The sequence below is a fragment of the Pseudomonas sp. AC070 genome (assembly GCF_979258635.1).
In genome coordinates this window covers 3726950-3753946 of record NZ_OZ409871.1, presented here as the reverse complement: position 1 = coordinate 3753946, position 26997 = coordinate 3726950, and the positions used below count along the sequence as shown (strand labels likewise).

The 26997-nt window shown below is 60.8% G+C and carries 24 protein-coding genes and 1 tRNA gene; 20 read left to right on the top strand and 5 right to left on the bottom strand.

Annotated features, from left to right (window positions below):
• Window position 1: 1 nt before the first annotated feature.
• Entirely contained in the window at window positions 2-553 is a 552-nt protein-coding gene (gene phnN / locus ACZZ0Q_RS16865) for a phosphonate metabolism protein/1,5-bisphosphokinase (PRPP-forming) PhnN (RefSeq protein WP_463541500.1), read from the top strand.
• Here phnN and ACZZ0Q_RS16860 read toward each other — a convergent pair.
• Window positions 550-1023: an Lrp/AsnC family transcriptional regulator gene (locus ACZZ0Q_RS16860; protein WP_463541501.1), complete on the bottom strand. Its 474-nt coding sequence runs from the start codon at window positions 1021-1023 to the stop codon at window positions 550-552. The two genes, phnN and ACZZ0Q_RS16860, sit on opposite strands and share 4 nt — an antisense overlap.
• A gap of 198 nt (window positions 1024-1221) precedes the next feature.
• Here ACZZ0Q_RS16860 and ACZZ0Q_RS16855 point away from each other — a divergent pair, with 198 nt between their 5' ends.
• The 4 genes from ACZZ0Q_RS16855 (at window position 1222) to ACZZ0Q_RS16840 (ending at window position 7767) form a co-directional block, all read left to right on the top strand.
• Window positions 1222-4707, top strand: coding sequence for an indolepyruvate ferredoxin oxidoreductase family protein (locus tag ACZZ0Q_RS16855; RefSeq protein ID WP_463541502.1), 3486 nt, complete (start codon window positions 1222-1224; stop codon window positions 4705-4707).
• A 128-nt stretch (window positions 4708-4835) separates the two neighbouring features.
• Window positions 4836-4910, top strand: a tRNA-Arg gene (locus ACZZ0Q_RS16850).
• Between the two features lie 246 nt (window positions 4911-5156).
• Window positions 5157-6398: a glutamine synthetase family protein gene (locus ACZZ0Q_RS16845; protein ID WP_463542303.1), complete on the top strand. Its 1242-nt coding sequence runs from the start codon at window positions 5157-5159 to the stop codon at window positions 6396-6398.
• A 61-nt stretch (window positions 6399-6459) separates the two neighbouring features.
• Entirely contained in the window at window positions 6460-7767 is a 1308-nt protein-coding gene (locus ACZZ0Q_RS16840) for an MFS transporter (RefSeq protein ID WP_463536335.1), read from the top strand.
• A 60-nt stretch (window positions 7768-7827) separates the two neighbouring features.
• On the opposite strand, the gene ACZZ0Q_RS16835 is transcribed toward ACZZ0Q_RS16840, so the two are convergent.
• The 4 genes from ACZZ0Q_RS16835 to flgA form a co-directional block, all read right to left on the bottom strand.
• The gene (locus ACZZ0Q_RS16835) at window positions 7828-8571 is read right to left on the bottom strand and encodes a flagellar brake protein (protein ID WP_463541503.1); all 744 of its coding nucleotides are present in this window, start codon (window positions 8569-8571) and stop codon (window positions 7828-7830) included.
• Window positions 8572-8672: 101 nt separating this feature from the next.
• Window positions 8673-9143, bottom strand: a complete 471-nt coding sequence (locus tag ACZZ0Q_RS16830; RefSeq protein WP_463541504.1) for a flagella synthesis protein FlgN — start codon at window positions 9141-9143, stop codon at window positions 8673-8675.
• Window positions 9144-9199: 56 nt separating this feature from the next.
• Window positions 9200-9538: a flagellar biosynthesis anti-sigma factor FlgM gene (gene flgM, locus ACZZ0Q_RS16825; protein WP_463541505.1), complete on the bottom strand. Its 339-nt coding sequence runs from the start codon at window positions 9536-9538 to the stop codon at window positions 9200-9202.
• 149 nt (window positions 9539-9687) lie between these two features.
• Complete coding sequence (gene flgA / locus ACZZ0Q_RS16820) at window positions 9688-10446, bottom strand: flagellar basal body P-ring formation chaperone FlgA (protein WP_463541506.1); 759 nt, start codon at window positions 10444-10446, stop codon at window positions 9688-9690.
• Window positions 10447-10527: 81 nt separating this feature from the next.
• Between flgA and ACZZ0Q_RS16815 the strand changes: the two genes are divergently transcribed.
• From ACZZ0Q_RS16815 to ACZZ0Q_RS16745, 15 genes are all read left to right on the top strand, one after another.
• Entirely contained in the window at window positions 10528-11454 is a 927-nt protein-coding gene (locus ACZZ0Q_RS16815) for a chemotaxis protein CheV (protein ID WP_122451779.1), read from the top strand.
• 55 nt (window positions 11455-11509) lie between these two features.
• Window positions 11510-12337: a protein-glutamate O-methyltransferase CheR gene (gene cheR / locus ACZZ0Q_RS16810; protein ID WP_122492545.1), complete on the top strand. Its 828-nt coding sequence runs from the start codon at window positions 11510-11512 to the stop codon at window positions 12335-12337.
• Between the two features lie 255 nt (window positions 12338-12592).
• Window positions 12593-13000: a flagellar basal body rod protein FlgB gene (gene flgB, locus ACZZ0Q_RS16805; RefSeq protein ID WP_463541507.1), complete on the top strand. Its 408-nt coding sequence runs from the start codon at window positions 12593-12595 to the stop codon at window positions 12998-13000.
• A gap of 14 nt (window positions 13001-13014) precedes the next feature.
• A complete protein-coding gene (gene flgC / locus ACZZ0Q_RS16800; protein ID WP_122492543.1) occupies window positions 13015-13467 on the top strand; it encodes a flagellar basal body rod protein FlgC in 453 nt (150 codons plus the stop codon).
• A gap of 20 nt (window positions 13468-13487) precedes the next feature.
• Window positions 13488-14165, top strand: coding sequence for a flagellar hook assembly protein FlgD (locus ACZZ0Q_RS16795; RefSeq protein ID WP_122492542.1), 678 nt, complete (start codon window positions 13488-13490; stop codon window positions 14163-14165).
• 31 nt (window positions 14166-14196) lie between these two features.
• Window positions 14197-15522 (top strand): flagellar hook protein FlgE, encoded by a 1326-nt coding sequence (gene flgE, locus ACZZ0Q_RS16790; RefSeq protein WP_463541508.1) that lies wholly within the window; start codon window positions 14197-14199, stop codon window positions 15520-15522.
• A gap of 194 nt (window positions 15523-15716) precedes the next feature.
• On the top strand, window positions 15717-16457 hold the full coding sequence (locus tag ACZZ0Q_RS16785; protein ID WP_122492540.1) for a flagellar basal body rod protein FlgF: 741 nt from the start codon (window positions 15717-15719) through the stop codon (window positions 16455-16457).
• 46 nt (window positions 16458-16503) lie between these two features.
• A complete protein-coding gene (gene flgG / locus ACZZ0Q_RS16780; protein WP_122492539.1) occupies window positions 16504-17289 on the top strand; it encodes a flagellar basal-body rod protein FlgG in 786 nt (261 codons plus the stop codon).
• A gap of 111 nt (window positions 17290-17400) precedes the next feature.
• Window positions 17401-18111, top strand: a complete 711-nt coding sequence (gene flgH / locus ACZZ0Q_RS16775) for a flagellar basal body L-ring protein FlgH (RefSeq protein WP_463382058.1) — start codon at window positions 17401-17403, stop codon at window positions 18109-18111.
• Between the two features lie 12 nt (window positions 18112-18123).
• Entirely contained in the window at window positions 18124-19221 is a 1098-nt protein-coding gene (locus ACZZ0Q_RS16770; RefSeq protein ID WP_463542304.1) for a flagellar basal body P-ring protein FlgI, read from the top strand.
• Window positions 19222-19231: 10 nt separating this feature from the next.
• Window positions 19232-20488, top strand: coding sequence for a flagellar assembly peptidoglycan hydrolase FlgJ (gene flgJ / locus ACZZ0Q_RS16765; protein ID WP_463541509.1), 1257 nt, complete (start codon window positions 19232-19234; stop codon window positions 20486-20488).
• Between the two features lie 35 nt (window positions 20489-20523).
• Entirely contained in the window at window positions 20524-22560 is a 2037-nt protein-coding gene (gene flgK / locus ACZZ0Q_RS16760; protein WP_463541510.1) for a flagellar hook-associated protein FlgK, read from the top strand.
• 12 nt (window positions 22561-22572) lie between these two features.
• Window positions 22573-23892 carry a flagellar hook-associated protein FlgL gene (flgL, locus tag ACZZ0Q_RS16755; protein ID WP_463541511.1) on the top strand — a complete coding sequence of 440 codons (1320 nt, stop codon included), beginning with the start codon at window positions 22573-22575 and terminating at the stop codon, window positions 23890-23892.
• A gap of 101 nt (window positions 23893-23993) precedes the next feature.
• Window positions 23994-26354, top strand: a complete 2361-nt coding sequence (locus tag ACZZ0Q_RS16750; RefSeq protein ID WP_463541512.1) for a PEP-utilizing enzyme — start codon at window positions 23994-23996, stop codon at window positions 26352-26354.
• Entirely contained in the window at window positions 26351-26995 is a 645-nt protein-coding gene (locus ACZZ0Q_RS16745) for a gamma-glutamyl-gamma-aminobutyrate hydrolase family protein (RefSeq protein ID WP_463541513.1), read from the top strand. Before ACZZ0Q_RS16750 ends, ACZZ0Q_RS16745 begins: the two co-directional genes overlap by 4 nt.
• Window positions 26996-26997 lie beyond the last annotated feature (2 nt).

The following is a 26997-nucleotide window of genomic DNA, read 5'->3' as shown; positions in this document are numbered from 1 at the left end:
GATGGGCGCGTTGATATACCTGATGGGGCCGTCGGGTTCGGGCAAAGACAGCCTGTTGCAAGCCGCTGCTGGCGAGCTTGAGGCGCAAGGTTGCCGCCTGGTGCGACGGGTTATCACCCGTTCGGCCGAAGCGGTGGGTGAAGATGCCGAAGCCGTTACGCCAGAACGATTCGAACAATTGGAAGCCGAAGGTGCGTTTGCGATGAGTTGGCGCGCAAACGGCCTCGCCTATGGCATTCCAGCCCAGATCGACACATGGTTAGCCAACGGCGACAACGTGCTCGTCAACGGCTCGCGCGCTTATTTGCCGGAAGCCCGCCGTCGCTATCCCGGCCTTCTCGCTGTACTGCTCACAGTCGAGCCGGCAATTCTGCGCCAACGCTTGCAGGCCCGCGGGCGTGAAACCCTCGCCGAAATCGAGGCCCGCCTGGCCCGCAGCGCTGACATTCAGCCCGCCGCAGAAGCGGAAGGCTTACTTGTGCTCGACAACTCCGGCGCCCTGGCGGCCACCGTGTCCGCGTTGTTGCAACTGATCGCGCGCCCGCGCGTTTAAACCAAGTCCAGCGGCAGCTCGGTGGTGCGCTTCACCTCGCTCATGGCGATATTCGAATGTGCTTCCAACACATGCGGACGCTGCAACAGCTGGTCGCGTAGAAAACGCTCGTAGCTGGCGATGTCTTTGGCTACCACTTTGAGCAGGTAATCGGAGCCGCCGGCCATGGTGAAGCACTCCAGCACCTGCGGATAACCGACGATGGCCTCTTCGAACTCGGTCAGGTTGTTGCGCCCGTGGGCAGACAACTTGATGTTGACGAACACGGTGATCGAGAAGCCCAGCAGCGTGGGATTGAGCAGGGCGACTTTTCGCTCGATCAAGCCTTCTTCCTGCATGCGGTGAATCCGCCGCCAACACGGCGACTGGGACAACTCGACCTTTTCAGCGATCTCGGCTGCAGACAAATCGGCGTTGTGCTGCAGCAAGCGCAGAATCTTCCGATCGATGGGGCTTAGTGCGCTTTGCATAAGTCAGTCTCTTTTGTTGTTTTTCTTGGATAACTCATGCGCAAGAGTCGCGCGGTGGCCCGAAAATAGAAAGAAAAAATCGGAACCGTCCGGTCATATTCTTGGGTACGTGCCTCGGCAGAAATCCTGCCGTGAGCCCAGTAGGGTGGCTTTACCGTAGCCGCTCAGGTCGCCATAAAAATAACAGGAGCGCCCGCTATGTCTCTGGCCGAGATCCGCCTGGATGACAAGTACCGACTCGCAACCGGTCATCTTTACCTTACCGGCACCCAGGCGCTCACCCGCCTGCCGATGCTGCAAAAACAGCGCGACAGCGCTCATGGTCTGAACACCGCCTGCTTTATTTCCGGTTACCGCGGCTCGCCGTTAGGCAACCTCGATAAAAGCCTGTGGGAAGCCAAAACCTTTCTGCAAGACAACCACATCCACTTCCAGCCCGGCGTCAACGAAGAGCTGGCGGCGACGGCGGTGTGGGGCAGTCAGCAAACCTCGTTGTTTCCCGGCGCGCGCTACGACGGTGTCTTCGCCATGTGGTACGGCAAAGGGCCGGGCGTGGACCGTTGTGGGGATGTGTTCAAACACGGTAACTCCGCCGGTGTTTCGGCCCATGGCGGCGTGCTGTTGTTGGCAGGCGACGACCATGGCTGCAAGTCGTCGAGCATCGCCAACCAGAGCGAACACGCCTTTATCGCGGCGTCCATTCCGGTGCTCAACCCGGCCAACGTTCAGGAGATTCTCGATTACGGCATCCTCGGCTGGGAGCTATCGCGCTACAGCGGTTGCTGGGTGGCGCTGAAAACCATCGCCGAGAACGTCGATTCCTCCGCTGTGGTAGATGTCGATCCGCTGCGCGTGCAAATCCAGCTGCCGACTGATTTCCAACTGCCCGAAGACGGCGTGCACATCCGCTGGCCAGACCCGCCTCTGGTGCAGGAAAAACGCCTCAATACCTACAAAATTTACGCCGCCCGCGCTTTTGCCCTCGCGAACAATCTGAATCAGGTGAAGCTCGATTCGCCAAATCCGCGCCTCGGGATCATCACCACCGGCAAGTCGTACCTCGATGTGCGCCAGGCATTAGTCGACCTCGGTTTGGACGATGAGCTCTGCGCGCAAGTCGGCCTGCGCGTGCTCAAAGTCGGCATGAGTTGGCCGCTTGAGCCGGTATCGGTGCACGAGTTTGCGCAAGGCCTGGATGAGATTCTGGTGGTCGAAGAGAAACGCAGCATCATCGAGGATCAACTCACCGGGCAGCTCTACAACTGGCCGGTCGACAAACGTCCCCGCGTGGTGGGCGAGTTCGACGAGCACGGCGTTTCCCTGTTGCCCAACCTGAGCGAGCTGACGCCGGCAATGATTGCCCGCGCTATTGCCAAACGCCTGGCGCCGATCTATTCCAGCGAGCAAATCGAATCGCGCCTGGCCTTTCTGGCGGCCAAGGAAAAGGCCTTGGCCGCACCGAAGCACAAGACCGTTCGCACCCCGCATTTCTGCTCCGGCTGCCCTCACAACACCTCGACGAAAGTGCCGGACGGCAGCCGCGCCCAAGGCGGCATCGGTTGCCACTACATGACGCAATGGATGGACCGCAACACCGACACGTTCACGCAGATGGGCGGCGAGGGCGCGACATGGATCGGCCAAGCGCCGTTCACCGACACGCCGCATATTTTCCAGAACCTGGGCGACGGCACCTACTTCCACTCCGGCCAACTGGCGGTGCGGGCAGCGGTCGCCGCCGGGGTCAACATCACCTACAAAATTCTGTACAACGACGCGGTCGCCATGACCGGCGGCCAGCCGATTGACGGCGAATTGCGCGTCGATCAGCTCAGCCAGCAACTGTTCTCCGAAGGCGTAAAACGCATCGCCCTGGTTTCCGATGAGCCGGACAAATACCCAACCCGCGCGACCTTTGCGCCCATCGTCACCTTTCATCATCGTCGCGAGTTGGACGCCGTGCAGCGTGAGCTTCGCGAGTTCAAGGGCACCTCGGTGATTATCTATGACCAAACCTGCGCGACCGAGAAACGTCGGCGGCGCAAACGCGGCAAGTTGGTCGATCCCGCCAAGCGCGCCTTTATCAACCCCGCTGTGTGCGAAGGCTGTGGCGATTGCAGCGTGAAGTCGAACTGCTTGTCGGTGCTGCCGCTGGAGACCGCACAAGGCCGCAAGCGTGAGATCGACCAGAACTCGTGCAACAAGGACTTCACCTGCGTCGACGGTTTCTGCCCGAGTTTCGTGACCGTACACGGCGGCCAATTGCGCAAGCCAGAAGCCTTGGGCCACGGAGCCGACTTCGCGGCGGTGCCGGAGCCCGTGCAGCCGACTTTGGAACGCCCTTACAACATCCTGCTGCCGGGCGTTGGCGGCAGCGGCGTCACGACGGTCGGCGCCCTGCTGGGCATGGCCGCGCACCTGGAAGGCAAGGGCTGCAGCGTGCTGGACCAGGCCGGATTGGCGCAGAAGTTCGGGCCGGTGATTACCCACATCCGCATTGCCGCCAAGCAAGATGACATTTATGCCGTGCGCATCGCCGCTGGCGAAACCGACCTGCTGCTGGGCTGCGACTTGGTGGTGGCGGCCAGTGAGGAAGCGTTGGCCAAGCTGAACGAGCAAATCGCTCACGCGGTGGTGAATAGCCACGAAGCAGCGACTGCCGAGTTCACGCGCAACCCCAACGCAGAATTCCCCGGCGCGGCGATGCAGCAAGCGATTGTCGAGGCGGTGGGCGGGAGCAAAACCCATTTTGTCGAAGCCACTGAACTGGCCACCGGCCTGCTCGGTGACAGCATTGCCACCAACCTGTTTATGCTCGGTTACGCCTATCAACTTGGGCGGGTGCCGGTGAGCGCGGAGGCGATTAATCAGGCTATCGAACTCAATGCGGTGGCCGTGTCGCTGAATCAGCAGGCGTTTCTCTGGGGCCGGCGTGCGGCGCATTCGCCGGATGCCGTGAAGGTACTGGCCAAGCCCGATGCCGCTGCACAGATGGCAGAAAAAGAGCAAACCCTCGACCAACGCATTGAGCGCAATGCAGCGAACTTGCGCGCGTATCAGGACGACGCCTATGCCGACCGTTACCTGACGTTGCTACGCCACGTGCGCGACACCGAGTCTCGCCTGTTCCCCGGCCAGCCCTTGGCGCTGACCGAGGCGGTTGCCTTCAACTATTTCAAACTGCTGGCTTACAAGGACGAATACGAAGTGGCGCGCCTGTACAGCAATGGCGACTTCTCTCGTCAGTTGGCAGCGCAGTTCGAAGGCGATTACCGCTTGCAGTTCCATCTGGCGCCCTCGTGGCTGAGCAAGCGAGATGGGCGCACGGGCGAGCTGCGCAAGCGTAGTTTCGGGCCGTGGATGTTGCAGGCGTTTGCTGTATTGGCGCGCTTCAAATTCCTGCGCGGCACGCGGTTCGATCCGTTTGCCTATAGCCACGAACGGCGCACGGAGCGCGAGCTGATCGGCCACTACGAAGCGGATGTTGCGCTGATTCTTGAGCGAATCAACGAAGCAAAACGCCATAGCGCCTTGGCGCTGGCGCGGGTGCCGGAACGTATCCGTGGTTATGGTCACGTGAAGGATCAAGCGCTGCTGGCTGTGGCGCGGCAGGCTGAAGAGCTACGCCGCTCACTGCGCGACGAGGGCAGCGAGTCGTCGCCGCTTTACGTGGCAGCGGCCTGATAGGCCTTCGCGCCGCTGCGTGTAAGACATCACGCAGCGGCGCTTTTGCGCCCGGCAAATACATGACAAAACCCCTGCCCGCCGTTAACATGCCGGCCGGTCGGCTACTCTGCCGGCTGGCTCGGTTTGTCTCCTTAGTTCAATGGATAGAATAAGCCCCTCCTAAGGGCTAGATGCTGGTTCGACTCCAGCAGGGGACACCATCTGATTTTCCCGTTTCCCTTCCTGTTCGACCCACCGCTGTGGCGGTTTATCTGTGCTCGCTGCTTGAAATCCTGAACAGCCGATGCGTATTTTGTACGCGCCCGCGCTCCCATGCGTGATGGCTCTAATAAGGACAAGACGTTATGAGTACTGATGGCCCCAGTTCACTTGCCGCGCACCTGGCCGGCATCGACGAAATTGAATGCGTAACCCCTGACCTCAACGGCGTGCCGCGCGGAAAAGTGATGACCGCTGCTGGCTTCCTGGAGGGGCGCCGGCTGCAACTGGCGCGAGGGGTGTTGCTGCAATGCATCATGGGCGGCTATCCGCCCGCGCCGTTTTACGGTGGCGACGACGGCGACCTGGCGCTGAACGCCGACCCTACGCAAATTCACCGTCTGCCTTGGAGCGAGGTGCCCCGCGCGCTGGCCATTTGTGATGCCGATGAGTTGGACGGCAGCAGCTCGGGCCTTTCGACGCGCGGGCTGCTCAAGCGTGTGCTGAGCAATTACGCCGCGCGCGGTCTCTCGCCGGTGGTCGCCACCGAACTGGAGTTTTTCGTATTCGCGGCCAATGCCGATCCGCAGCAACCGTTCCAGCCGCCGCGTGGGCTGGATGGTCGTCGTGAAGATGGCTGCTCAGCCTTTGGCGTGTCGTCGAACAATGGGCTGCGGCCGTTCTTTAACGAGGTGTATCGCTGCATGGCGGCCCTGGGGTTGCCGCGCGACACTTTTATGCACGAGATGGGCGTCAGCCAGTTCGAGATCAATTTGCTGCACGGCGATCCGCTGCTGCTGGCCGACCAAACCTTCTTGTTCAAACACCTGCTCAAAGAAGTCGCGCTCAAGCACGGCGTAATCGTGGTGTGCATGGCTAAGCCGCTGGCCCACACGCCGGGCAGTTCGATGCATATCCATCAAAGCGTGGTGGAGCAGGGCAGCGGACGAAATATCTTCAGTGACGAGCAGGGCGAAGCGACGCCGGCGTTCTTGCACTTTATCGCAGGCCAACAAGCGGCCATGGCCGATTTCACCCTGCTGTTTGCGCCGAACGTGAATTCCTACCAGCGCCTGTTCCATCCCTACGCGTCGCCCAATAACGCATGCTGGTCGCACGACAACCGCGCGGCCGGCTTGCGTATTCCGGCTAGTTCGCCGGTGGCACGGCGGGTCGAGAATCGTCTGCCGGGCGCTGATGCCAATCCGTATCTGGCCTTGGCGGCAAGCTTGGCGGCGGGCTTATACGGCATGGAGCGGGAACTGCAACCGAGCGAGGCGATTCAAGGCGAATTCGAGGTGCCCGATGCCTTACGGTTGCCGTCTACGATGCAGGCTGCGATAGACCGCTTGCAGCGCAGCACGCTGGCGCGCGAGCTATTCGGCAACGAGTTCATTGACGGCTACATTGCTACCAAGACGTTGGAGCTCACCAGCTTCTACGATGAAATAACGCCGTGGGAGCGCCGCGTGTTGGCGGCCCAAGCGTAAGCGTCACCGTGCCGGACCACTGGGGTCCGGCCTCTATTTCAAGGAGCCGTTCGGAAAGCCGATGCGTCGAATTTGGAAGTCTTTTCGAGCGCTTTACTTCGCCAGCCTACTCATGCTGATTGGCTCGGGTTTGTTGAGCACCTACCTGGGCCTGCGCCTGGCCGCCGATAAAGTCGACTCGCTGTGGGTCGGCGCCTTGATGGCGGCGTATTACTTCGGCCTGGTGCTCGGCGGCAAAATCGGCCACCGGCTTATCGCCCGCGTCGGCCATATTCGCGCGTATGTGTCGTGCGCCGGCATCGTGACGGCGGCGGTGTTGGGCCATGGTCTGCTCGATTGGTTGCCGGCCTGGACGGTGCTGCGGGCCATCGTCGGCGTCGGCATGATGTGTCAGTACATGGTCATCGAAAGCTGGCTCAACGAGCAGGCTGAAGCCAGTCAGCGCGGGTTGGTGTTTTCCGGCTACATGATCGCTTCGTACCTGGGCCTGGTGCTTGGCCAGTTGGTGTTGATCGTCCACCCGGCGCTGGGGCTGGAGCTGTTGATTTTGGTGGCGCTGTGTTTTTCGCTGTGCCTGGTGCCGGTGGCCATTACGCGCAAGATTCACCCAGCGCCGATGCGTCCGGCGCCGCTGGAGCCGCGCTTTTTTATCGACCGGGTGCCGCAGTCGTTGCAGACCACATTGGTGTCCGGGCTGATCATCGGTTCGTTCTACGGCTTGGCGCCCCTGTATGCCGCGCGGCAGGGGCTGAGCAACGAGCAGGTCGGTTTGTTTATGGGTTGCTGCGTGTTTGCCGCGCTAGTGGTGCAGTGGCCGCTGGGATGGCTGTCGGACCGCCACAACCGCGCGGTGCTGATTCGCGGTTGCGCATTGCTGCTGGTGCTGGCGGCGTTGCCGTTGGCGGTCATGCCCAGTGTGCCGCTGGAGTTGTTGTTGCCGATTGGCTTCGCCTTGAGCCTGCTGCAGTTCAGTTTGTATCCGCTGGCGGTGGCGTTTTCCAATGACCATGTCGAGGCAGAGCGGCGGGTGTCGCTGACGGCGATTTTGCTGGTGACCTTCGGCATTGGCGCTTGCGTTGGGCCGTTGGTGGCGGGCGGGCTGATGCGGCAATTCGGGCCGAACATGCTGTTCGCCTTCGTGTGCTTCTGCGCCGCGGTGCTGGTGCTGCGCATTCGCCCGGATGCCGTTACCAATCTGCATCAGGTTGACGATGCGCCGCTGCACCACATGTCGATGCCGGACAACATGACCAGCTCGCCACTCGTAGCGGCCCTGGACCCGCGCGTTGACGAGCAGATCGTTCACGACCAGATGCAAACCCAGACGCCGCCAGATGTGGATCACCCAGCGGACACCAAGTCGACCTGACGTTCGCCGCGCCAACAAAAACGCCACCTCATCGGGTGGCGTTTTTGTTGGCGCGAGTTATCAGTCGTCCATGTCGTCGCGACGGGCTTCGCGTTGCAGTTGGTACACGAAACGGTCGATCTGACGTTGCTCCAGGCCGTTCATGCGATGGAAGCGCATGCCGGCAAAGGTCATGTCGAGCTTTTCGTCGTACACCAGATGGCGCAGCTCCACCGCCGTGGTCATCGCACCGAAGGGCAGCTGCGCAACCAGGCGTTCGTACACCTGGCCAGACTGCAGGCCTTTGCTGGCGTCGCCGGAAAAGCGCAACTTGCAGCCGGTGGCAGAGATGTCGAGCAGATGACCTTTGATGGGGCTTTTCAGGCGCTCGCCGCTCAGTTCGATCTTCACCGCTTGCGCTTGCTTGAGCGGGGCGCGGTAGGCGTTGCGACGTTGGTGATAGAGCACCTCGGTCGGCATCGGGCACCAATAGCAGTTGGAGCCTTCGAACTGCCCGACTTGAATCTGTTGGGTGTATTCCCAAGCGATGCGCACGCCTTCGTGGAAACCTTCGATGCGAAAGCTTTCTCCGGCTTTCAGAAAACGTTCGCCATCGTTGGGCACCATTTCGTCCAGCGCCACGAGGCCGCGTTCACGGTTGATCTGAATGATGAACGTCTGGAAGCGCTGCGAGCGCTCGTGGAAGGTGATGATCAGCGGGTCGCGGTGTTCTTCCAATGGGCGCAGTGCTGCGAAAACTTCCAGCGGAGCTTTCAGGACTTTCGGTGGTTGCGGGCCATCACCCGCGGCGAAGGGGTTGGACACGGTCCAGAATTCTCCGAGCAAAATACGGTGGCACGACCCAAGTTGGGTTCTAGCATACTGGCATTCTGCCGGTACGTCCCTTGCGCCTTGTTATTAGTTCGTCAGGCCTGACTGAGCGGGCGCTGCTGGCCGATTCTAGCGGCACCACCGCGACTGTCATAGAGCCCTGGCGTGTCGGCATTACCGCGCAGAATGCCGAGCATGCCGCCGACTGAAGCCTGGTTCACTCGAATCAAGCGGCCGTTGCGCGTGTTGGCAGCCTGGCAGCGTTCCAGCAAGGCGCTCAGCTCGGCGCCGCGCGCGAGCAATTCAGCGCCCACCGGCGATTGCTCGGCCACGGCGTTAAGGCCGCTTTGATCCGCTTTGAGCGAGAGGGAAGTGAGGAGCTTGTTGCGTTCGGCACCGTGTTGGCCGAGGACCGCGAGCAGGGGTTGCTTGTCGGCCAGAATGCTTTCCAGACGAGGCAGGTCGCGGTCGGTGAGGGCTTGGAATTCGGCGTCGATCAGTTCAAGTAACTGCGAGGCGGTGCCGATGTCTTCGTTGAACAGGTGCAGCAGGGTCGTATCGTGCATGGCGAACTCTCGGAGTTAGGCGTCCAACAACACCCCCAGAGTCGCCCGCTGACGGGTTAACGCTGGGATTCGAAATCGAGCAGTTTACTGGCTACGCGTTTGCTGTCGACTTGGTAGCTGCCGTCGGCCACAGCCTGTTTCAGGCGAGCCACACGTTCTTTGTCGACAATCGGTTGATCACTAAGTTTGTCGGTAACTTTTTGCAGCTGCTGAGCTTGTTGGCTGAGCTGAACCGACTCACCGGTTTTAGCGGTGCTTTGTTCGGCAGCGTTAGCTGGCGCGGCGGGTTGTGTGGCGCTCGCGGTATCAGTGCTCCGGCCAGTTTGGGACGCGTTGGTACGCCCAGTGCTGGTGGACGCGGCGGCATTATTTAGCCGGTTGATATCGATAACCATGATGCAAAACCTCTACGGTGTTTGGACGCTTGCCTAGCTTGTCGGCGTTGGGTGAGAAAACTTTAGGATTTTTTTCACCGGCCTTTTCGCTGCGTCCAGCTGGGCGCCAGTGTATGAAAACGGACAGCAAATTGCCCGTAAAAATCCAGCTACATGCCAACTTCCACTTGGCCTGGTCCCACCACGCGCGCTCTGATTACTCGCTTGGAGCTGAGGTTGCGCACCCGAATCTGCTCGCCCAGCACGCCATCCGACAGCGCTTCACCTTGCATGCGTACATTGATGCCGCCTTTCTTGGCGCTGATGACCACTTGATCGCTTTTGCTCACCGCTTTGGCCTGTTCGATGGTGACAGGCGCCAGCACCTGATCGGTCATCACGCCGCGTGTCAGGGTGGTGCCGAGCACCTGGCCCATGTCGGTCATGTAACCCTGCGTCAGCAACCCAACGTCACGTTCCACCAGCGCTACGTCGGCCTCGCTGAGTTGCACGCCGCGCTTGAGCGGCCGAATCGCGATGACCACCTTGCGGTACAGCTTTACCTGGGCGGGCACGAAGACCGTCCAGGGCGTGGAACCCTCGCAGCTCACCCGCACGGTCACCCGACCAACGGGTTGCGCCGGGCTTTCCAGCGAGGTGGTCAAATCTTGATCGCACAGGGGCAACTGCAACCGCGGGTCGAGTCGATTAATTTGAATCTCTTGCCGCGCCTGGATTTCGCTACGCTCTAAATAGTCCTGAACCGTGACCTCAAGAAAGCCTTGGCTTGCGCCGATAAGTTGTTCAGGTAATGTCAGCTCAGCGGCCGCACTGTTAATGTGGCCTAACGCCAGCAAAGCCAGCCATGATCCGGCCGCCAGGTGTGGTCGGAACGATAAGCGTCGAAAAAGTGGCGTTTTCAGTTTCATGCTCAGCTACAAAGCAAAGCCCGTGCCGGCTGCTAGGCTAAGCGGGGGCACGGTGGTCAACATATTAATGAGGGGCAGGGTATGGCCGGAGTGATGGACTCGGTTAACCAGCGTACGCAGTTGGTGGGGCAAAACCGACTGGAGCTGTTGTTATTCCGCCTGGACAGCAAACAGTTGTATGGCATCAACGTGTTCAAGGTGAAAGAGGTGCTGCAGTGCCCCAAGCTCACGATCATGCCCAAATCCAGCCCGGTGGTTCGTGGGGTGGCCAACATTCGCGGCGGCACCATTCCGATTCTTGACCTGTCCATGGCCACCGGCCGTGCGGGCCTGGCGGATCTGGACAGCAGCTTCGTGATCATCACCGAATACAACACCAAGGTTCAGGGCTTTCTGGTGCGCTCGGTTGAACGCATCGTCAACATGAACTGGGAAGAAATCCATCCGCCACCCAAGGGCACCGGGCGCGATCACTACCTCACGGCAGTGACCCACCTGGACCAGCAACTGGTGGAAATCATCGACGTGGAGAAAATCCTCGCCGAGGTGGCGCCTATTTCCGAAGCCATCACCGCTGGGGTGATCGACGTCGAGACGCAAGGCAAGGCGGTGACCAAACACGTGCTGATCGTTGACGACTCGTCGGTGGCACGAAAGCAGGTCACTCGTTGTCTGCAGTCTGTGGGCGTTGAAGTGACAGCGCTCAACGATGGCCGCCAGGCCCTGGAATTTCTGCGCAAGTTGGCAGACGAGGGCAAGCGTCCGGAAGACGAATTCATCATGCTGATTTCCGATATCGAAATGCCGGAAATGGATGGCTACACGCTGACCGCGGAGATTCGTGCGGACTCGCGCATGCAGAAGCTGCACATCCTCCTGCATACTTCCCTGTCGGGCGTATTCAACCAAGCTATGGTGAAGAAGGTGGGGGCCGACGATTTCCTCGCCAAATTCCGGCCAGACGATTTGGCCAACCGCGTGATTGAACGCATTAACGTTTCAGATTGAAGCTGAGGGCCGCACGGCCCTTTAGCAAACCTACAGGTATGGTGAGGCAGCGCTAGTGTCTTCAGGTAACGTGGATTTTGAGCAGTTCCGGATCTTCCTGGAAAAGGCCTGTGGCATCGTGTTGGGGGCCAACAAGCAATACCTGGTCTCCAGCCGGCTCAACAAGCTGATGGAACAGAACAGCATCAAATCCCTCGGTGAACTGGTGCAACGCATGCAAAGCACGCCGCGCGGCGGGTTGCGCGAGCAGGTGGTTGATGCCATGACCACCAACGAAACCCTGTGGTTTCGTGACACCTATCCCTTCGAAGTATTAAAGAATCGCGTCTATCCCGAGTTGCTCAAAGCCAACCCCAGCGCGCGCTTGCGCATCTGGTCGGCGGCGTCTTCCTCGGGGCAGGAACCGTATTCGTTGTCGATGGCTACCGATGAGTTCGAGCGCAGCAACCTGGGCCAGCTCAAAGGCGGCGTGCAGATTGTCGCCACCGATCTATCCAGCGCCATGCTGCAGGCCTGTAAATCCGGTGAGTACGACAGTCTGGCGATTGGTCGGGGTTTGTCGCAAGAACGTTTGCAGCGCTACTTCGATCCCAAAGGCAACGGCCGCTTTGCGATCAAGCCGGCCATTCGTACCCGTGTCGAATTCCGTGCACTGAACCTGCTCGACAGCTACGCCAGCCTTGGCAAGTTCGACATCGTGTTCTGCCGGAACGTGTTGATCTACTTCTCCGCCGAAGTAAAGAAAGACATCCTGCTGCGCATTCACGCCACCTTGAAACCGGGCGGCTATTTGTTCCTCGGTGCATCCGAAGCGCTTAACGGCCTGCCGGATCACTATCAGATGGTGCAATGCAGTCCTGGCATCATCTACAAGGTTAAATAACGTCGTAGCGATGCCAAAAAGGGAGGCCACATGCCTCCTTTTTTATTGCCTGGCGTTTGCCCCCAAGCGGCAAATTTGCATCCTCTTGCCGTCGTTGCCATTGCCGGGCAGCGGAAAAGCCTTGCCGGTTGCGCTGGAAAATTGGCTGCTATTCCAAGTAAGCCTTTGAAATTAAAGAGATAAATTAGTTGGCATAGCCTTTGCTAAGTGTCTTGCACAGAAAACCCGTTGGCCCATTGGCAAAGGTTCGCAGACATGAGCATCAGCTTCGACTCAGCACTCGGCATTCACGAAAAGGCATTGGGCTTCCGCGCCCAGCGCGCTGAAGTGCTGGCCAACAACCTGGCCAACGCAGACACCCCCAACTTTAAAGCCCGCGACCTGAACTTCGCCTCGGTGCTCGCCGCCCAGGCTGAAAAGACCCAGCGCTCGCCGGTTTCTCTGGCCACCACCAACACCGGCCACATTGCCGCTGAAGGCATGGCCATTGCCGATCCGGGCCTGAAATTCCGCGTGCCGACGCAGCCCTCGATTGACCAGAACACGGTCGACGAGCAAATCGAACAATCCAATTACGCAGAAAACGCTGTGCAGTTCCAAGCCAGCTTCACCCTGCTGAACGCCAAATTCAAAGGCCTTGTTGCTGCGATTCGCGGCGAATAACGGAGACCACTGCCATGTCCCTTTCCAGTGTGTTCAATATCGCCGGTACCGGCATGAGTGCTCAGACCACCCGCCTGAACACCATCTCCAGCAACATTGCCAACGCCGAGACCGTGTCCTCCAGCGTCGACAAAACCTACCGCGCCCGTCACCCGGTGTTCGCCACCGTGTTCACCGACCAGCAAGCGCAGCAGAACGGCGACCGTGGTTCGCTGTTCGCCGACCAGGACAACTCCGGTCGTGGCGTGCAGGTCATGGGTGTGGTGGAAGACCAGAGCAGCCTGACACCGCGCTACGAACCCAATCACCCGGCGGCGGATAAAGACGGCTACGTCTACTACCCCAACGTCAACGTGGTGGAAGAGATGGCCGACATGATCTCCGCCAGCCGCGCGTTCCAGACCAATACCGAAATGATGAATACCGCCAAACAAATGATGACCAAGGTGCTGACCCTGGGTCAGTAAGCCGGACTTAGGGGTAAGAAATGGCCGTCGATAGCGTAAGCAACCAGTCATCAGTCCTTGATCAGTACGCCATTAAGGACACTGGTACCCAGGACAAGACCCTCGGCAAGGATCAGTTCCTGCAATTGCTGGTAGCCCAAATGAACAACCAGAACCCGCTGGACCCGCAAACCAACAGTGAATTCGTGGCGCAATTGGCCCAGTTCACCCAGGTGGAGAGTCTGGACAACCTCAACACCAGCGTGGAAAGCATCCTTTCCAGCACCCAGTCGTCGCAGGCGTTGCAAGCCTCGTCGCTGGTGGGCCGCAAAGTGATTCTGTCCACCGACACCGCCATGGTCGACACCAAGGAAACGTTCAAAGGCTCGATTGCCCTCACCAGCGGCACCGACAACCTGTTCGTCAACGTGCTCGACAGCAAGGGTTCGCAAGTGGCGCGGGTCAACTTGGGGCAGCAGAAAACCGGCCAGGTCACGTTTATGTGGGATGGCAAAGATTCCAGCGGCAACGTCTTGCCGCCTGGCAAATACAGTTTCGAAGCGAAGGCGTCGGTCGGAGGCAAAGAAGTGGCGATGGGCACCAGCCTGCCGGCCAACGTCGACAGCGTGACCCTGGGGATCAACGGCGGCGAAATGCTGCTCAACCTCGCAGGGCTCGGCAGCATCGGCATTTCCAAAGTTCAAGTGATAGGTCAATAACTGCCGGCAACCCGGCGTTCAGGAGCATCCCATGTCGTTCAATATCGGACTTAGCGGTATCAAAGCCGCCTCCAGTGACCTGAATATCACTGGTAACAACATCGCCAACGCCGGCACCGTGGGCTTTAAACAGTCCCGTGCCGAATTCCAAGACCTGTATTCCTCGTCCATGCTGGCCTCCAGCAGCAACGCCATCGGCAGCGGCGTGTTGCTCGGCAACGTGGCGCAGCTGTTCAACCAGGGCACTATCGACTACACCGAAAACGCCCTGGACATGGGTATCAACGGCAACGGCTTCTTCGTGACCAGCAACAACGGTTCGATCAGCTACACCCGTGCCGGTTACTTCGGTACTGATAAAGAAGGCTTTATCGTCGATAACAACGGCTACAACCTGCAGGGCTATTCGGTAGACGGCAACGGCCAGCTGCAAAACGGCATCGTCGGCAACCTGAGCATTCAAACCGCCAACCAGGCGCCGCGTGCCACTACCGCGATTACCCAGAGCTTCAACCTGAACTCCTCGAGCAAGGCGCCGACCACCACGCCGTTCGACCCGGCGGATCCCACCACCTACACCTCGTCCACCTCGGTGAACATTTACGACGCCCAGGGCAACGCCCACGTCATGACCCAGTATTTCCTGAACAACGCCAACCCAGCGGCAACTCCGCCCGTGGCGAACAACTGGACCATGAACGTACTGATCGACGGCCGTAACCCGCAGGATCCGACCAGCACTACGCCGTTGAACTCGACGTTGACCTTCGACGGCGCCGGCCAATTGGCAACCGTTACGCCAAATACCGCTGGCCTGACCTACGCCAACAACAAACTCAGCATCAACAACTGGGTGCCGGCGCAATCCGACGGCGGCACGCCACCGGTGTGGTCTGCCAATGGCGCCGCCGCCTCGACAGCGGTGACCCTGGATATCCGCGGCTCCTCGCAGGTATCCAGCACCTTCGCCGTTAACAAAGTCACCCAGGACGGTTACACCACCGGCCAACTGTCGGGCCTGGAAATTGACGACACCGGCCAGGTATTCGCTCGCTACACCAACGGCCAGTCGAAGATTCAAGGCCAAGTGATTCTGGCCAACTTCGCCAACGTGCAGGGCCTGACCCCAGTCGGCAAAACCCAGTGGGTTCAGTCGGCGGATTCGGGCGAGCCCGTGGTCGGTACGCCGCGTGCCGGCACGTTGGGTTCGTTGACTGCTGGTGCGTTGGAGTCGTCCAACGTCGACATTTCCACCGAGTTGGTCGACCTGATCGTGGCGCAGCGTAACTACCAGGCCAACGCCAAAACCATCGAGACCGAAAACGCCGTGACGCAAACCATCATCAACTTGCGTTAACACGGTTGCCGCTGGCGGCAAACCGTCGCCGCACACCTGCAAAGGGCTTCTCTGGAAGCCCTTTGTTATTTTAGAAATCCCTTTTTTATCAACGGTGTACAGAATTTTCTCGAGATTGGCACGATGCCTGCTTTACAGCTTGCATAGAGCCGCAGGCCGTCAACGTTTGGCTGGCCCAATCTCGGAGAATCACCATGGATAAAATGCTGTACGTCGCCATGACAGGGGCAAGCCAGAACACCCTGGCCCAGCGCGCCCATGCCAACAACCTGGCGAACATCTCCACCAACGGTTTCCGCCGCGACTTCGAACAAGCCCGCTCGATGCAGGTGTTCGGCGACAGCTTTCCGTCGCGCGTGTACGCCATGAGCGAACGCCCCGGCACCGACTTCACGCCCGGCACCTTGCAAGACACCGGCAACCCGATGGATGTCGCCGTCAGCGGCCAGGGTTGGGTGGCCGTGCAAGCGCCCGATGGCAGCGAAGCCTACGTGCGCACCGCCAGCCTGAAAATCGACGCCCTTGGCCAACTGCGCACCGGCAGCGGCTTGCCGGTATTGGGCAACGGCGGACCGATTGCCGTGCCACCGGAACAGAAAGTGGAGATCGGCGAAGACGGCACCATTTCCATTCGCGCCCTTGGCGAGGCGCCGAATGTGCTGGCCGAGGTGGACCGCATCAAGCTGGTCAACCCCGACCTCAAGCAAATGGAAAAGGGCCCGGACGGCATGATCCATTTCAAAGGCACCACGCCGCCGCTGGCCGACAACACCGTGAAGCTGACGTCCGGTTTCGTCGAGACCAGCAACGTCAATGCGGTGGAAGAGATGACCTCGATCCTCTCGCTGTCCCGCCAGTTCGAACTGCAAGTGAAGATGATGCGAACGGCCGAAGACGACGCCACGTCCCTGGCGCGTGTTTTGCAACTTAGCTAACCATCAGTACACGGCGCCGTGAAACCGGCGTCCGAGGAGAATCAACATGCTTCCGGCTCTGTGGGTCAGTAAAACCGGTTTGTCCGCCCAGGACATGAACCTGACGACCATTTCCAACAACCTGGCGAACGTGTCCACCACGGGCTTCAAGCGCGACCGCGCTGAATTCCAGGACTTGCTCTACCAGATCCGCCGTCAACCCGGCGCCCAAAGCACCCAGGACAGCCAACTGCCGTCCGGCCTGCAACTGGGTACCGGTGTGCGCATTGTCGGCACGCAGAAAATGTTCACCGCCGGAAGCCTGCAAACCACCGAGCAGCCGCTGGACATGGCGGTCAACGGCCGTGGTTTCTTCCAGATTCTTCAGCCCGACGGCACCATCGCTTACACCCGCGACGGTAGCTTTCACCTGAACTCCGACGGCCAGGTCGTAACCTCCAACGGCTTCCCGCTGGAGCCGGCCATCGTGCTGCCCAACGAAGTGCGCACCTTTACCGTCGGCGAAGACGGCACCGCCTCGGTGACCACCGCCGGCAACGCCCAGCCGCAAATCGTTGGCAACATCCAGACCGCCGACTTCATCAACCCGGGCGGCCTGGAAGCCATCGGCAACAACCTGTTCCTGGAAACCGCCTCCAGCGGCGCGCCGCAAGTGGGTACGCCTGGCCTTACCGGCCTGGGCACTATCGAACAGAACACCTTGGAAAACTCCAACGTCAGCGTGGTGGAAGAGATGGTGAACATGATCACCACCCAGCGCGCCTACGAAATGAACTCCAAAGTGATTTCAACGGCCGACCAGATGCTGTCGTTTATTACCCAGAATCTTTAATCGCTAACCGGATTTAACCGCAGCCCGTTAGGCCCGCCATAAGGAGCTGGTAGGCACACGGTGGTTCGGTCTGGTGTTGGCACTGCGCAAAGAATGTGTGAGGTACGTGTTATGAATCGGCTTGTTCTTCTTCCCCTGCTTGGCCTGGCTGCTTTGAGCGGTTGCGTCGCGCCTCCACCCAAGCCGAACGACCCGTACTACGCGCCTGTGCTACCGCGCACGCCGCTGCCGGCTGCGCAAAACAACGGCTCCATTTACCAGACCGGGTTTGAAAACAACCTGTACGGCGACCGCAAGGCCTATCGCGTGGGCGACATCATCACCATCACCCTTAACGAGCGCATGTCGGCCAGCAAGAACGCCAACTCGGACATCGCCAAAGACAGCGCCACCTCGCTGGGCCTGACCTCCTTGTTCGGCGGCGCGGTATCGACCGACAACCCGAGCACCAGCCTCAACCCGCTCAAAGCCGGCAACCTGAGCCTGGACGCCAGCTACGGCGGCTCGCGTGATGCCTCCGGCAAAAGCACCGCCGCGCAAAGCAACAGCCTCACCGGTTCGGTCACCGTAACCATCGCCGAAGTGCTGCCCAACGGCATTTTGTCGGTGCGCGGCGAGAAGTGGATGACGCTCAACACCGGCGACGAACTGGTGCGCATTGCCGGCCTGGTACGGGCTGATGACATCGCCACCGACAACACCGTGTCCTCGGCCCGCGTGGCCGACGCCCGCATCACTTACTCGGGCACTGGCGCATTTGCTGACGCCAACCAGCCCGGTTGGTTTGACCGCTTCTTCATCAGCCCGCTGTTTCCTTTCTGAGTACCGGTCATGATGAAACGACTGCTAACCGCCTGCTGTTTCCTGCTCGTCGCCTCGGCGGCGCAGGCTGAGCGGATCAAAGACCTGGTCACCATCCAGGGCGTGCGTGCCAACCAACTGATTGGCTACGGTTTGGTCGTGGGCCTTAACGGCAGCGGCGACCAGACCACGCAAACGCCGTTCACCGTGCAAACCTTTAACAACATGCTGGCGCAGTTCGGCATCAAGGTGCCGGCTGGCGGCAACGTGCAATTGAAAAACGTGGCGGCGGTGTCGATTCATGCCGACCTGCCGGCGTTCGCCAAGCCCGGGCAAACCATCGACGTCACCATCTCCTCCATTGGTAACGCCAAAAGCCTGCGCGGCGGCAGCTTGCTGATGACGCCGCTCAAAGGTATCGACGGCAACGTGTACGCCATCGCCCAGGGCAACCTGGTCGTCGGCGGCTTCGATGCCGAAGGCGGCGACGGCTCGAAAATCACCGTTAACGTGCCCTCGGCCGGCCGCATTCCCAGCGGCGCCACGGTTGAGCGTCCAGTGCCGAGCGGTTTCGACCAGGGCAACACGCTGACCCTGAACCTCAATCGCCCCGACTTCACCACCGCCAAGCACATGGTTGACCAGATCAACGAACTGCTCGGCCCAGGCGTGGCGCAGGCCATCGACGGCGGTTCGATCCGCGTCAGCGCGCCGTTAGACCCCAACCAGCGCGTCGACTACCTGTCGATTTTGGAAAACCTCGAAGTGGACGCCGGTCAGGCGGTGGCGAAAGTCATCATCAACTCGCGCACCGGCACCATCGTCATCGGCCAGAACGTCAAGGTTCAGCCGGCCGCCGTCACCCACGGCAGCCTGACCGTGAGCATCACCGAAGACCCGATCGTCAGCCAGCCCGGCGCCTTCTCCAACGGCCAGACCGCCGTGGTACCGCGCTCGAAAGTGGATGCGGCGCAGGAAACCAAGCCGATGTTCAAATTCGGCCCGGGCACCACGCTGGATGAAATCGTACGGGCGGTTAACCAGGTGGGCGCTTCGCCGTCCGACCTGATGGCCATTCTTGAAGCGCTCAAGCAAGCCGGCGCTTTGCAAGCTGATCTGATCGTTATCTGAGGAGGCAGCCATGGACGCGAAATTCACATCCGGAGTTGGCTCCACGCTCGACAGCGGCGCGTACAGCGACATCAATCGCCTGGCTAACCTTAAGGTCGGCAAAGACCGCGACAGCGAGTCGAACATCAAGAAGGTAGCGCAGGAATTTGAGTCGCTGTTTCTTAACCAGATGCTCAAAGCCCAGCGTTCGGCGAACGAGGCGTTCTCCGAAGGCAACTTCATGAACAGCAACGAAGCCAAAACCTACCAGCAAATGTACGACCAGGAGCTGGCGGTAAAAATGTCCAAAGAGGGCGGCATCGGCCTGGCCGATGTGCTGGCGCGGCAAATGTCGAAAATGAACAAGGGCACCCATCGGCCCAATCCGTTCGGGCAAACCGCTGACGCCAACGCCATCACCGCGAGCGGCGCCAGCGCCACCACCGGCACCGACGGCGCGAACAAAACCCTGACCAACCGCGCGGTTAAAGAATTGCCGGCCGTGGACAGCGCCCGTGACGATTCGAAAATGCTCAACAAGCGCCGCCTGTCACTGCCTGGCAGTCTTACTGATCGTTTATTAGCCGGTATTGTCCCAACTACAACAGCCGGGGCGACCGCCGACGGCAAGCCGCTGGCGCAGAACGACTGGCTGGCCGCGAACACCACCAGCAACACCGCCACCATCGGCAAAGGCGCCACTAGCAAGAACGCCGAGCTGAACGCCATCGACGCCAGCAGCGGCCGCCGTCTGGCCCAGCCACCGTTGGCACCTGGCAAAGCAGCGTTCAAGTCGGCCGATGAGTTCATCGCCACCATGTTGCCGATGGCCAAGGAAGCCGCCGCCAAGATTGGCGTCGACCCTTCCTACCTCGTGGCCCAGGCCGCGTTGGAAACCGGTTGGGGCAAGTCGATTATTCGCGACTCCGACGGCTCCAGCAGCCACAACCTGTTCGGCATCAAGGCGGCAGGCAACTGGCAAGGCGACTCGGCGCGCGCGCTGACCACCGAATACAAAGGCGGCCAGGCGGTAAAAGAAGCGGCGAAGTTCCGCTCTTACGACAGCTTCCAGGACAGCTTTAACGACTACGTGAGCTTCCTGCAGAACAACGACCGTTATGACGATGCGCTGGATGCCACCGCCAACCCCAAGCAGTTTGTGCGTGAGTTGCAACAGGCCGGCTACGCCACCGACCCGCAGTACGCCAATAAAGTGGCGCAGATCGCCAAGCAGATGCAGACGTACCAAACCATCGCCGCGGGCGAATCCACCGCCACGCGTTTGTAAGGATGCAGGGATGAGTTTTTTAGTGAGGAATCGACATGGCTGACTTGTTATCGGTAGGGCTGTCAGGACTGCGCGCTGCGCAGACCGCGCTGACGGTCACCGGGCATAACATCACCAACGTCAATACGCCCGGTTACTCGCGCCAAGAGTCTGTGCAGCAGACCAACATCGCCCAGTTCACCGGCGCCGGTTACATCGGCTCCGGTGCCCAAGTGGTAGATGTGCGCCGTTTGGCCAGCGATTTCCTCACCAACCAGGTGCGTACCGCCACCGCCTCGAACAGTGAGCTGCAGTCGTTCAAAAGCCAGATCGAGCAGCTCGACTCCCTGCTGTCCAACAGCACCACGGGTATTAGCCCGGCCTTGCAGAAGTTCTTCGCTTCCCTGCAAACCGCCTCGCAGAATCCGTCGTCGGTTGCCGCCCGTGAGGCGGTGTTGTCGCAGGCCGGTGGACTGTCCGACTCGTTCAACACGCTGTATGACCAGTTGGATAAACAGAACAGCCTGATCAACCAGCAGATGAGCGCGCTGACCACGCAGGTCAACTCTATGGCCGCCAGCGTCGCCAGCTACAACGACGCCATTGCCCGCGCCCGAGGCGCCGGTGCCGAGCCAAACGACCTGCTCGATGCCCGCGAAGAAACCATCCGGCAGATTTCCGAAATCATCGGCGTGCAGAGCGTTGAGCAAACCGACGGCAGCGTCAGCCTCTTTGTCGGCACCGGCCAGCCGCTGGTGGTGGGCAACACCGCCTCGACGTTGACGGCCAAGCCTGGCATCGACGACCCGATGAAGTACCAGATCGACCTGAGCATCAACGGCGTGTCGCAGACCATTTCGTCGCAGATTTCTGGTGGCGAAATGGGTGGGCTGCTGGCCTACCGCGACACGACTTTGGACAAGAGCTACAACAGCCTCGGGCAGATGGCGATTGTGCTCACCGACACCATCAACGATCAGCTCGGCCAGGGCTTCGACCTCAACGGTCGCCCCGGCAGCCAGTTGTTCACCGACATCAACGAACCGACCGCCGCCTCGCTGCGGGTGCTGGCGCAGGCGACTAACACCGGCTCGGCCACCGGTTCGCTGAACATCACCAATGCCAACCTGCTGACCACCAGCGATTACCGCCTGGACTACGACGGCACCAACTTCACCGCCCGCCGCCTGAGCGACGGCGCGAGCATGAACGTCACCGTGACCGGCACCGGGCCCTACACCATTTCCATGGCCGACCCCGGCACCACGCCGCCGACCAGTCAGGGTTTCGACGTAACCATCAACGGCACGCCCAACGCCGGTGACCGTTTCACCCTGCAACCGACCCGGCGCGGCGCGTTCGACTTTGGCACCGAGCTGCAATCGCCCGACCAACTGGCCTTTGCCGGTTCCGCCCGCGCCCAGGCCACCACCAACAACCGGGGCACCGGGGTGATCAGCCAGCCGAACCTGACCGCCGGCCCTACGCCGATCAACACCACCGACCTGCAAAACCTGTTCGGTACCGGCGTGCCGCTGACGTTCGACTCGACCACCAACACCCTGACCGGCACCTTGCCGCCTGGCGCGACGCTGAGCTACGTGTCGCCCTCGACCACGGCACTGACGCCCGGCCAGAACAACACCCTGCGCCTGGCTTATACCGACCCGGTCAGCAACAACAGCTACACCTACGAATTCACCATTACAGGTACGCCGCAATCGGGCGATACCTTTACGTTGTCGCAAAACATCGCCGGCTCGTCCGACAACCGCAACGCGCTGAAACTGATCGACCTGCAAACCCAGAAAACCGTCGGCACCAGCGGCGCCGGGGCAGGGGCGACCTACAACGACGCCTACAGCGGGCTGGTTGAGCGGGTTGGCTCGTTGACCGCGCAGGTGCGGGTCAATTCAGATGCGGCCGAAACCGTGCTGACGCAAGCGCAAAACAACCGCGACTCGCTCTCCGGCGTCAGCCTGGACGAAGAGGCCGCCAACCTGGTGCAGTTCCAGCAGTACTACAATGCATCGGCACAGGTGATTAAAGTTGCGCAATCGCTGTTCGATACGCTTATAGGCGCCTTCAACTGAGGCTAGTTAGTTATGCGAATTTCCACTATCCAAGCCTTCAACAGTTCCGTCAGCGGGATGCAGAAAAACTACGCCAACGTTTCCCGCACCCAGGAACAGATCAGCACCGGCAAGCGCATTCTGACCCCGGCCGATGACCCGGTAGCGTCCGTTCGCCTGCTGCAGTTGAGCCAGGAACAAGCGCTGAACGAGCAGTACACCTCCAACAACACCGCCGCGCAGAACAGCCTCAACTCCGAAGAAGCCATTCTCAGCTCCGTGGGCACCGTGCTGCAGCGCATCCGTGAAATTGGCGTGCAGGCGGGCAACGGCACCCTGGACGCCACCGACCGTGAGTCGCTGGGCACCGAGTTGCAGCAGCGTGAAGACGAGCTGCTGAGCCTGATGAACAGCAAAGACGCCAGCGGCAACTACCTGTTTGGCGGCTCGCAGTCGGATCAACAGCCCTTCGTGCGCAACCCCGACGGCACCTACAGCTACCAGGGCAACGAAACCGAACGCAACGTGCAAATCGCCAGTAGCACCTTCGTGGCGCTGGGCGACGACGGCAAAGACCTGTTCGAAAACGTGTTCAACGCCAACCGCGTCAGCACCAACAAAACCGTAACCGGCACGGGCACCGACGGCACCGTCAGTACCGGGCGTGTTTCCCTGGGCTTGGTCACCGACAAAGCCGCCTACGACACGACGTTCCCTTCAAGCAACCCACCGGCTGCCACTGACGGCGTCGGCATTCACTTCCTCAGCCCGACCAACTATGTCGTCTACGACCAGGCGACGTTGCCCGCCGGTTACGACTGGACCACCTACGACCCGACCACGCCGCCCGTTGGCCAGTTGGCCACAGGCGCCATCGACACCAACCCGGCGACGTCCGACTTCATCAGTTACGGCGGCGTGCGCGTGCAAATCGACGGCGTGCCGCAAAACGGTGATGACTACGCCATCAACCGCAAACCGACCGAGGAAAAGCGCAGCCTGCTCAACACCGTGTCGGACCTGCGCAAGGCCCTGCAAGGCTCCGGTAACACCGAGGAAGACAACCGCGTCATTCGCGACAGCGCCGCCGTCGCGCTTTCCAACCTCGATGCGGTGTACGCCAAGGTCGACGGCGTTCGCGGCTCCGTGGGCGCGCGCCTGAACACGCTGGACTCCACTGGCGACTTCATTGCCGACGTCACCCTGGTCAACAAGTCCGTGCAATCGGACCTCGAAGACCTCGACTACGCCGACGCCATCTCCAGGCTTTCGCTGCAATCGACCATCCTCTCGGCGGCGCAGCAGAGCTACGTGAAAATCGCCAACCTGAGTTTGTTCAACTACATCAGTTAAGCGCGCCGCTTGGTGAGCATCGCCCGCCGAAAAAGCGGGCGCGCTGTTCAATGCGTTAGTCTTCAGCACGTCAAAACAAAAAAGCTTTCCTCGGAGTGGGTATGCAGGCAGCGCCAGCGGACGTCGATCAGTTACCGGCCACAGAGCCGCTGCGCTTTGCCAGCAAGGCAGACAATCTCCAGCTTCTGCTCGGGCGCCTGAACAGCGCCGTGGTGTTGCCTCAATGCCAGTTTCGCGTGAGCCAATGGCGCGCCGATGCCGGCGCCGTGCTCGGCCAGATTCAGCAGGCCGCCTGGCCGCTGATGGTGGTGCGCAGCAGCAGTTGCCAGGAAGACGGCGAACAAAGCTCGGCGGCCGGCGAATATGACTCCTGCCTGAACGTGGCCCCAGCCGATTTAACCCAAGCCATCGACCAAGTGATCGCCTCCATGGGCGGCGCCGCGGCGCACGCCGACGACCAGGTGTTCGTGCAGCCCATGCTCAGCGATGTGGCCATGGCCGGCGTTGGCTTTGGCGTAGACCCCACCAACAGAGCGCCGTATTTCGTCATCAACTACGACGACAACAGCGGCAGCACCGACAGCGTGACGTCCGGCCGCTCCAACGAGCTGAAAACCTTCTACGCCCACCACAGCAGCGCCAACGTGCCGGCGCCGCTGCACGGTGTGATCGAGCTACTGCGCGAATTGGCGGGCCTGTTCGAGCGCACGGCGCTGGACATTGAATTCGCCACGGACAGCGTCGGCACCCTGTACCTCCTGCAAGTGCGGCCGCTGATAGTCACCGCGCCGGCCGTTGAACTCAGCGCTCACACGCGCATGGTGCGGCTGATCCACGACCGCATCGCCCAGGGCATTCGCCCGCAGCCGTTCCTGCATGGCGAGCGCACCGTATTCGGCGTAATGCCTGACTGGAACCCGGCGGAAATCATCGGCGTGCGGCCACGGCCGTTGTCGTTGTCGCTGTACCGTGAGCTGGTCACAGACATGATCTGGGCTTATCAGCGCAACAATTACGGCTACCGCAACCTGCGCAGTTTTCCGCTGATGCTGCATTTTCATGGCCTGCCGTATATCGATGTGCGCGTCAGCTTCAACTCGTTTATTCCGCGCGACATCGACGGCGCGCTGGCCGACAAGCTGGTGAATTACTACATCGAACGCCTGCTAGCCGCGCCCAATCTGCACGACAAAGTTGAGTTCGAAATCGTCTTCTCCTGCTACACGCTCGACCTGCCGCAGCGCTTGCAGGCGTTGCGCGAAGTGGGCTTCACCGACGCCGAATGCGAGCGCCTGGCCGACAGCCTGCGCCAGCTCACCAACCGCATCGTGCACAACGAAACCGGCTTGTGGCGCACCGACCGGCAAAAGCTCGATGTGCTGCTGGCCCGGCGCGACGAAATTCTTGGCGCCGACACCGACCCCGTCACGCGCATTTACTGGCTGCTCGAAGACTGTCGCCGTTACGGCACCTTGCCTTTCGCCGGCCTGGCGCGCGCCGGGTTCATTGCGGTGCAACTGCTGCGTTCGCTGGTGACGGTCGGCGTGCTGAATGCCGAGGAATACGATGCCTTCCTTAATGGACTGAGCACCGTCAGTGGCCAGATGACCCAAGACCTGGCGCAGCTCAACCGCACCACCTTTCTGGCCCGCTATGGTCATTTGCGGCCGGGCACTTACGACATTCTGTCGCCGCGCTACGACGAAGCGCCGGATATGTATTTCGACTGGAACAACAGCGCCGCCGAGCCGACCCATGGCCAGCTGCGCTTTGCTTTGTCACTGGGGCAGATGCGCGAAATCAGCCGGCTGCTGGCTGAGCACGGTTTATCCCACGACGTGGTCGGCCTGTTCGATTTTCTGCAGGCCGGGATCGAACTGCGCGAGTACGCCAAGTTTGTCTTCACCCGCAACTTGTCCGATGCGCTGTCGCTGTTCCGCCAGTTCGGCCAAGACCTGGGCTTTAGCGCTGACGACATGTCGTACGCCAATATCCAAGTGATCAAAGAACTGCACGCCGCCAGCGCCGACCCTGCCGAGTTGATTGCCTCAAGCATCGAAGAAGGCCGCCGCCGTTACGCCGAAACCTGCCAGCTGGTGCTGCCGCCGCTGATCACCGACGCCCAGGACGCGCTGCACTTCCACATGCCGCAGGCCGAGCCGAATTTCATTACCCAGCGGCAAGTGATGGCGCCGGTGGTGAGCTTCCAGCAACGCGATCAACTGCACGGCGCCATTGTCGTTATTCCCAGCGCTGATCCCGGTTTCGACTGGATTTTCTCCCACCGTATCGCCGGGTTCATCACCGCTTACGGCGGCACCAATTCGCACATGGCCATCCGCGCCAACGAGCTGGGTTTGCCGGCCGTGATCGGCGCGGGCGAAATGCTCTATCGGCAATGGGCGGCGGCAAAAATGCTGCGCATCGACTGCGCCAATCGCCGGGTCGAGGTGGTGCGGTGAAGCCGGTGCTGCTCAGCCAGCGCGTGGACGTTTTGAGCGAGCGCGGCGAGCGGCGCGATGCGGTGGACCAACGCCTGGTGGCCTGGTTGGCCGACTGCGGTTACCTGGCCATTCCCGTGCCCAACAACCCCGAGCTGGTTGAGGGTTACTGGCAACTGGCAAACCCGGTCGGCGTGGTGCTTTCGGGCGGCAATGATTTGGCCCGTTACGGCGGCAATGCCCCCGAACGCGATGCCACCGAACAGGCGCTGCTCGGCCTGGCGATGACCCACGGCGTGCCGCTGTTTGCCTTGTGCCGAGGCGCGCAATTGCTGCTGGACGCATTCGGCAATGCGCTGGAAAAAGTCGACGGCCACGTCGGCACCCGCCATGTGCTGCACCTCAACGGCCATGTCCATGACGTGAACAGCTATCACCAGTGGGGCGCCCGCGCCGTGAAAGCGCCTTTGCAAGTGCTGGCCCGTAGCGCCGACGGTGTGGTCGAGGCGTTCGAGCACCTTGAACTGCCGATACTCGGCGTGCTCTGGCACCCCGAGCGCGAAGCCGCATTCAACCCGGTCGACCGCGCGTTGCTGCAACACTGTCTCGCCGGGCGACGCGTAGGCGACGCCTCTCATAACCCCGATGGAGCGACTGCTTAAAC

Bases quoted from the DNA above. Each gene is read 5' to 3' on its own strand.
- ACZZ0Q_RS16830 (WP_463541504.1), bottom strand. From the start codon at position 9,143: ATGCACGATACGACCCTGCTGCACCTGTTCAACGAAGACATCGGCACC.
- ACZZ0Q_RS16785 (WP_122492540.1), top strand. From the start codon at position 15,717: ATGGATAAAATGCTGTACGTCGCCATGACAGGGGCAAGCCAGAACACC.
- ACZZ0Q_RS16795 (WP_122492542.1), top strand. From the start codon at position 13,488: ATGGCCGTCGATAGCGTAAGCAACCAGTCATCAGTCCTTGATCAGTAC.
- ACZZ0Q_RS16860 (WP_463541501.1), bottom strand. From the start codon at position 1,023: ATGCAAAGCGCACTAAGCCCCATCGATCGGAAGATTCTGCGCTTGCTG.
- flgG (WP_122492539.1), top strand. From the start codon at position 16,504: ATGCTTCCGGCTCTGTGGGTCAGTAAAACCGGTTTGTCCGCCCAGGAC.
- flgA (WP_463541506.1), bottom strand. From the start codon at position 10,446: ATGAAACTGAAAACGCCACTTTTTCGACGCTTATCGTTCCGACCACAC.
- ACZZ0Q_RS16770 (WP_463542304.1), top strand. From the start codon at position 18,124: ATGAAACGACTGCTAACCGCCTGCTGTTTCCTGCTCGTCGCCTCGGCG.
- ACZZ0Q_RS16840 (WP_463536335.1), top strand. From the start codon at position 6,460: ATGCGTCGAATTTGGAAGTCTTTTCGAGCGCTTTACTTCGCCAGCCTA.
- flgL (WP_463541511.1), top strand. From the start codon at position 22,573: ATGCGAATTTCCACTATCCAAGCCTTCAACAGTTCCGTCAGCGGGATG.
- flgB (WP_463541507.1), top strand. From the start codon at position 12,593: ATGAGCATCAGCTTCGACTCAGCACTCGGCATTCACGAAAAGGCATTG.
- flgM (WP_463541505.1), bottom strand. From the start codon at position 9,538: ATGGTTATCGATATCAACCGGCTAAATAATGCCGCCGCGTCCACCAGC.
- flgC (WP_122492543.1), top strand. From the start codon at position 13,015: ATGTCCCTTTCCAGTGTGTTCAATATCGCCGGTACCGGCATGAGTGCT.
- flgJ (WP_463541509.1), top strand. From the start codon at position 19,232: ATGGACGCGAAATTCACATCCGGAGTTGGCTCCACGCTCGACAGCGGC.
- flgH (WP_463382058.1), top strand. From the start codon at position 17,401: ATGAATCGGCTTGTTCTTCTTCCCCTGCTTGGCCTGGCTGCTTTGAGC.
- ACZZ0Q_RS16815 (WP_122451779.1), top strand. From the start codon at position 10,528: ATGGCCGGAGTGATGGACTCGGTTAACCAGCGTACGCAGTTGGTGGGG.
- phnN (WP_463541500.1), top strand. From the start codon at position 2: ATGGGCGCGTTGATATACCTGATGGGGCCGTCGGGTTCGGGCAAAGAC.
- flgE (WP_463541508.1), top strand. From the start codon at position 14,197: ATGTCGTTCAATATCGGACTTAGCGGTATCAAAGCCGCCTCCAGTGAC.
- flgK (WP_463541510.1), top strand. From the start codon at position 20,524: ATGGCTGACTTGTTATCGGTAGGGCTGTCAGGACTGCGCGCTGCGCAG.
- ACZZ0Q_RS16750 (WP_463541512.1), top strand. From the start codon at position 23,994: ATGCAGGCAGCGCCAGCGGACGTCGATCAGTTACCGGCCACAGAGCCG.
- ACZZ0Q_RS16855 (WP_463541502.1), top strand. From the start codon at position 1,222: ATGTCTCTGGCCGAGATCCGCCTGGATGACAAGTACCGACTCGCAACC.
- ACZZ0Q_RS16845 (WP_463542303.1), top strand. From the start codon at position 5,157: ATGACCGCTGCTGGCTTCCTGGAGGGGCGCCGGCTGCAACTGGCGCGA.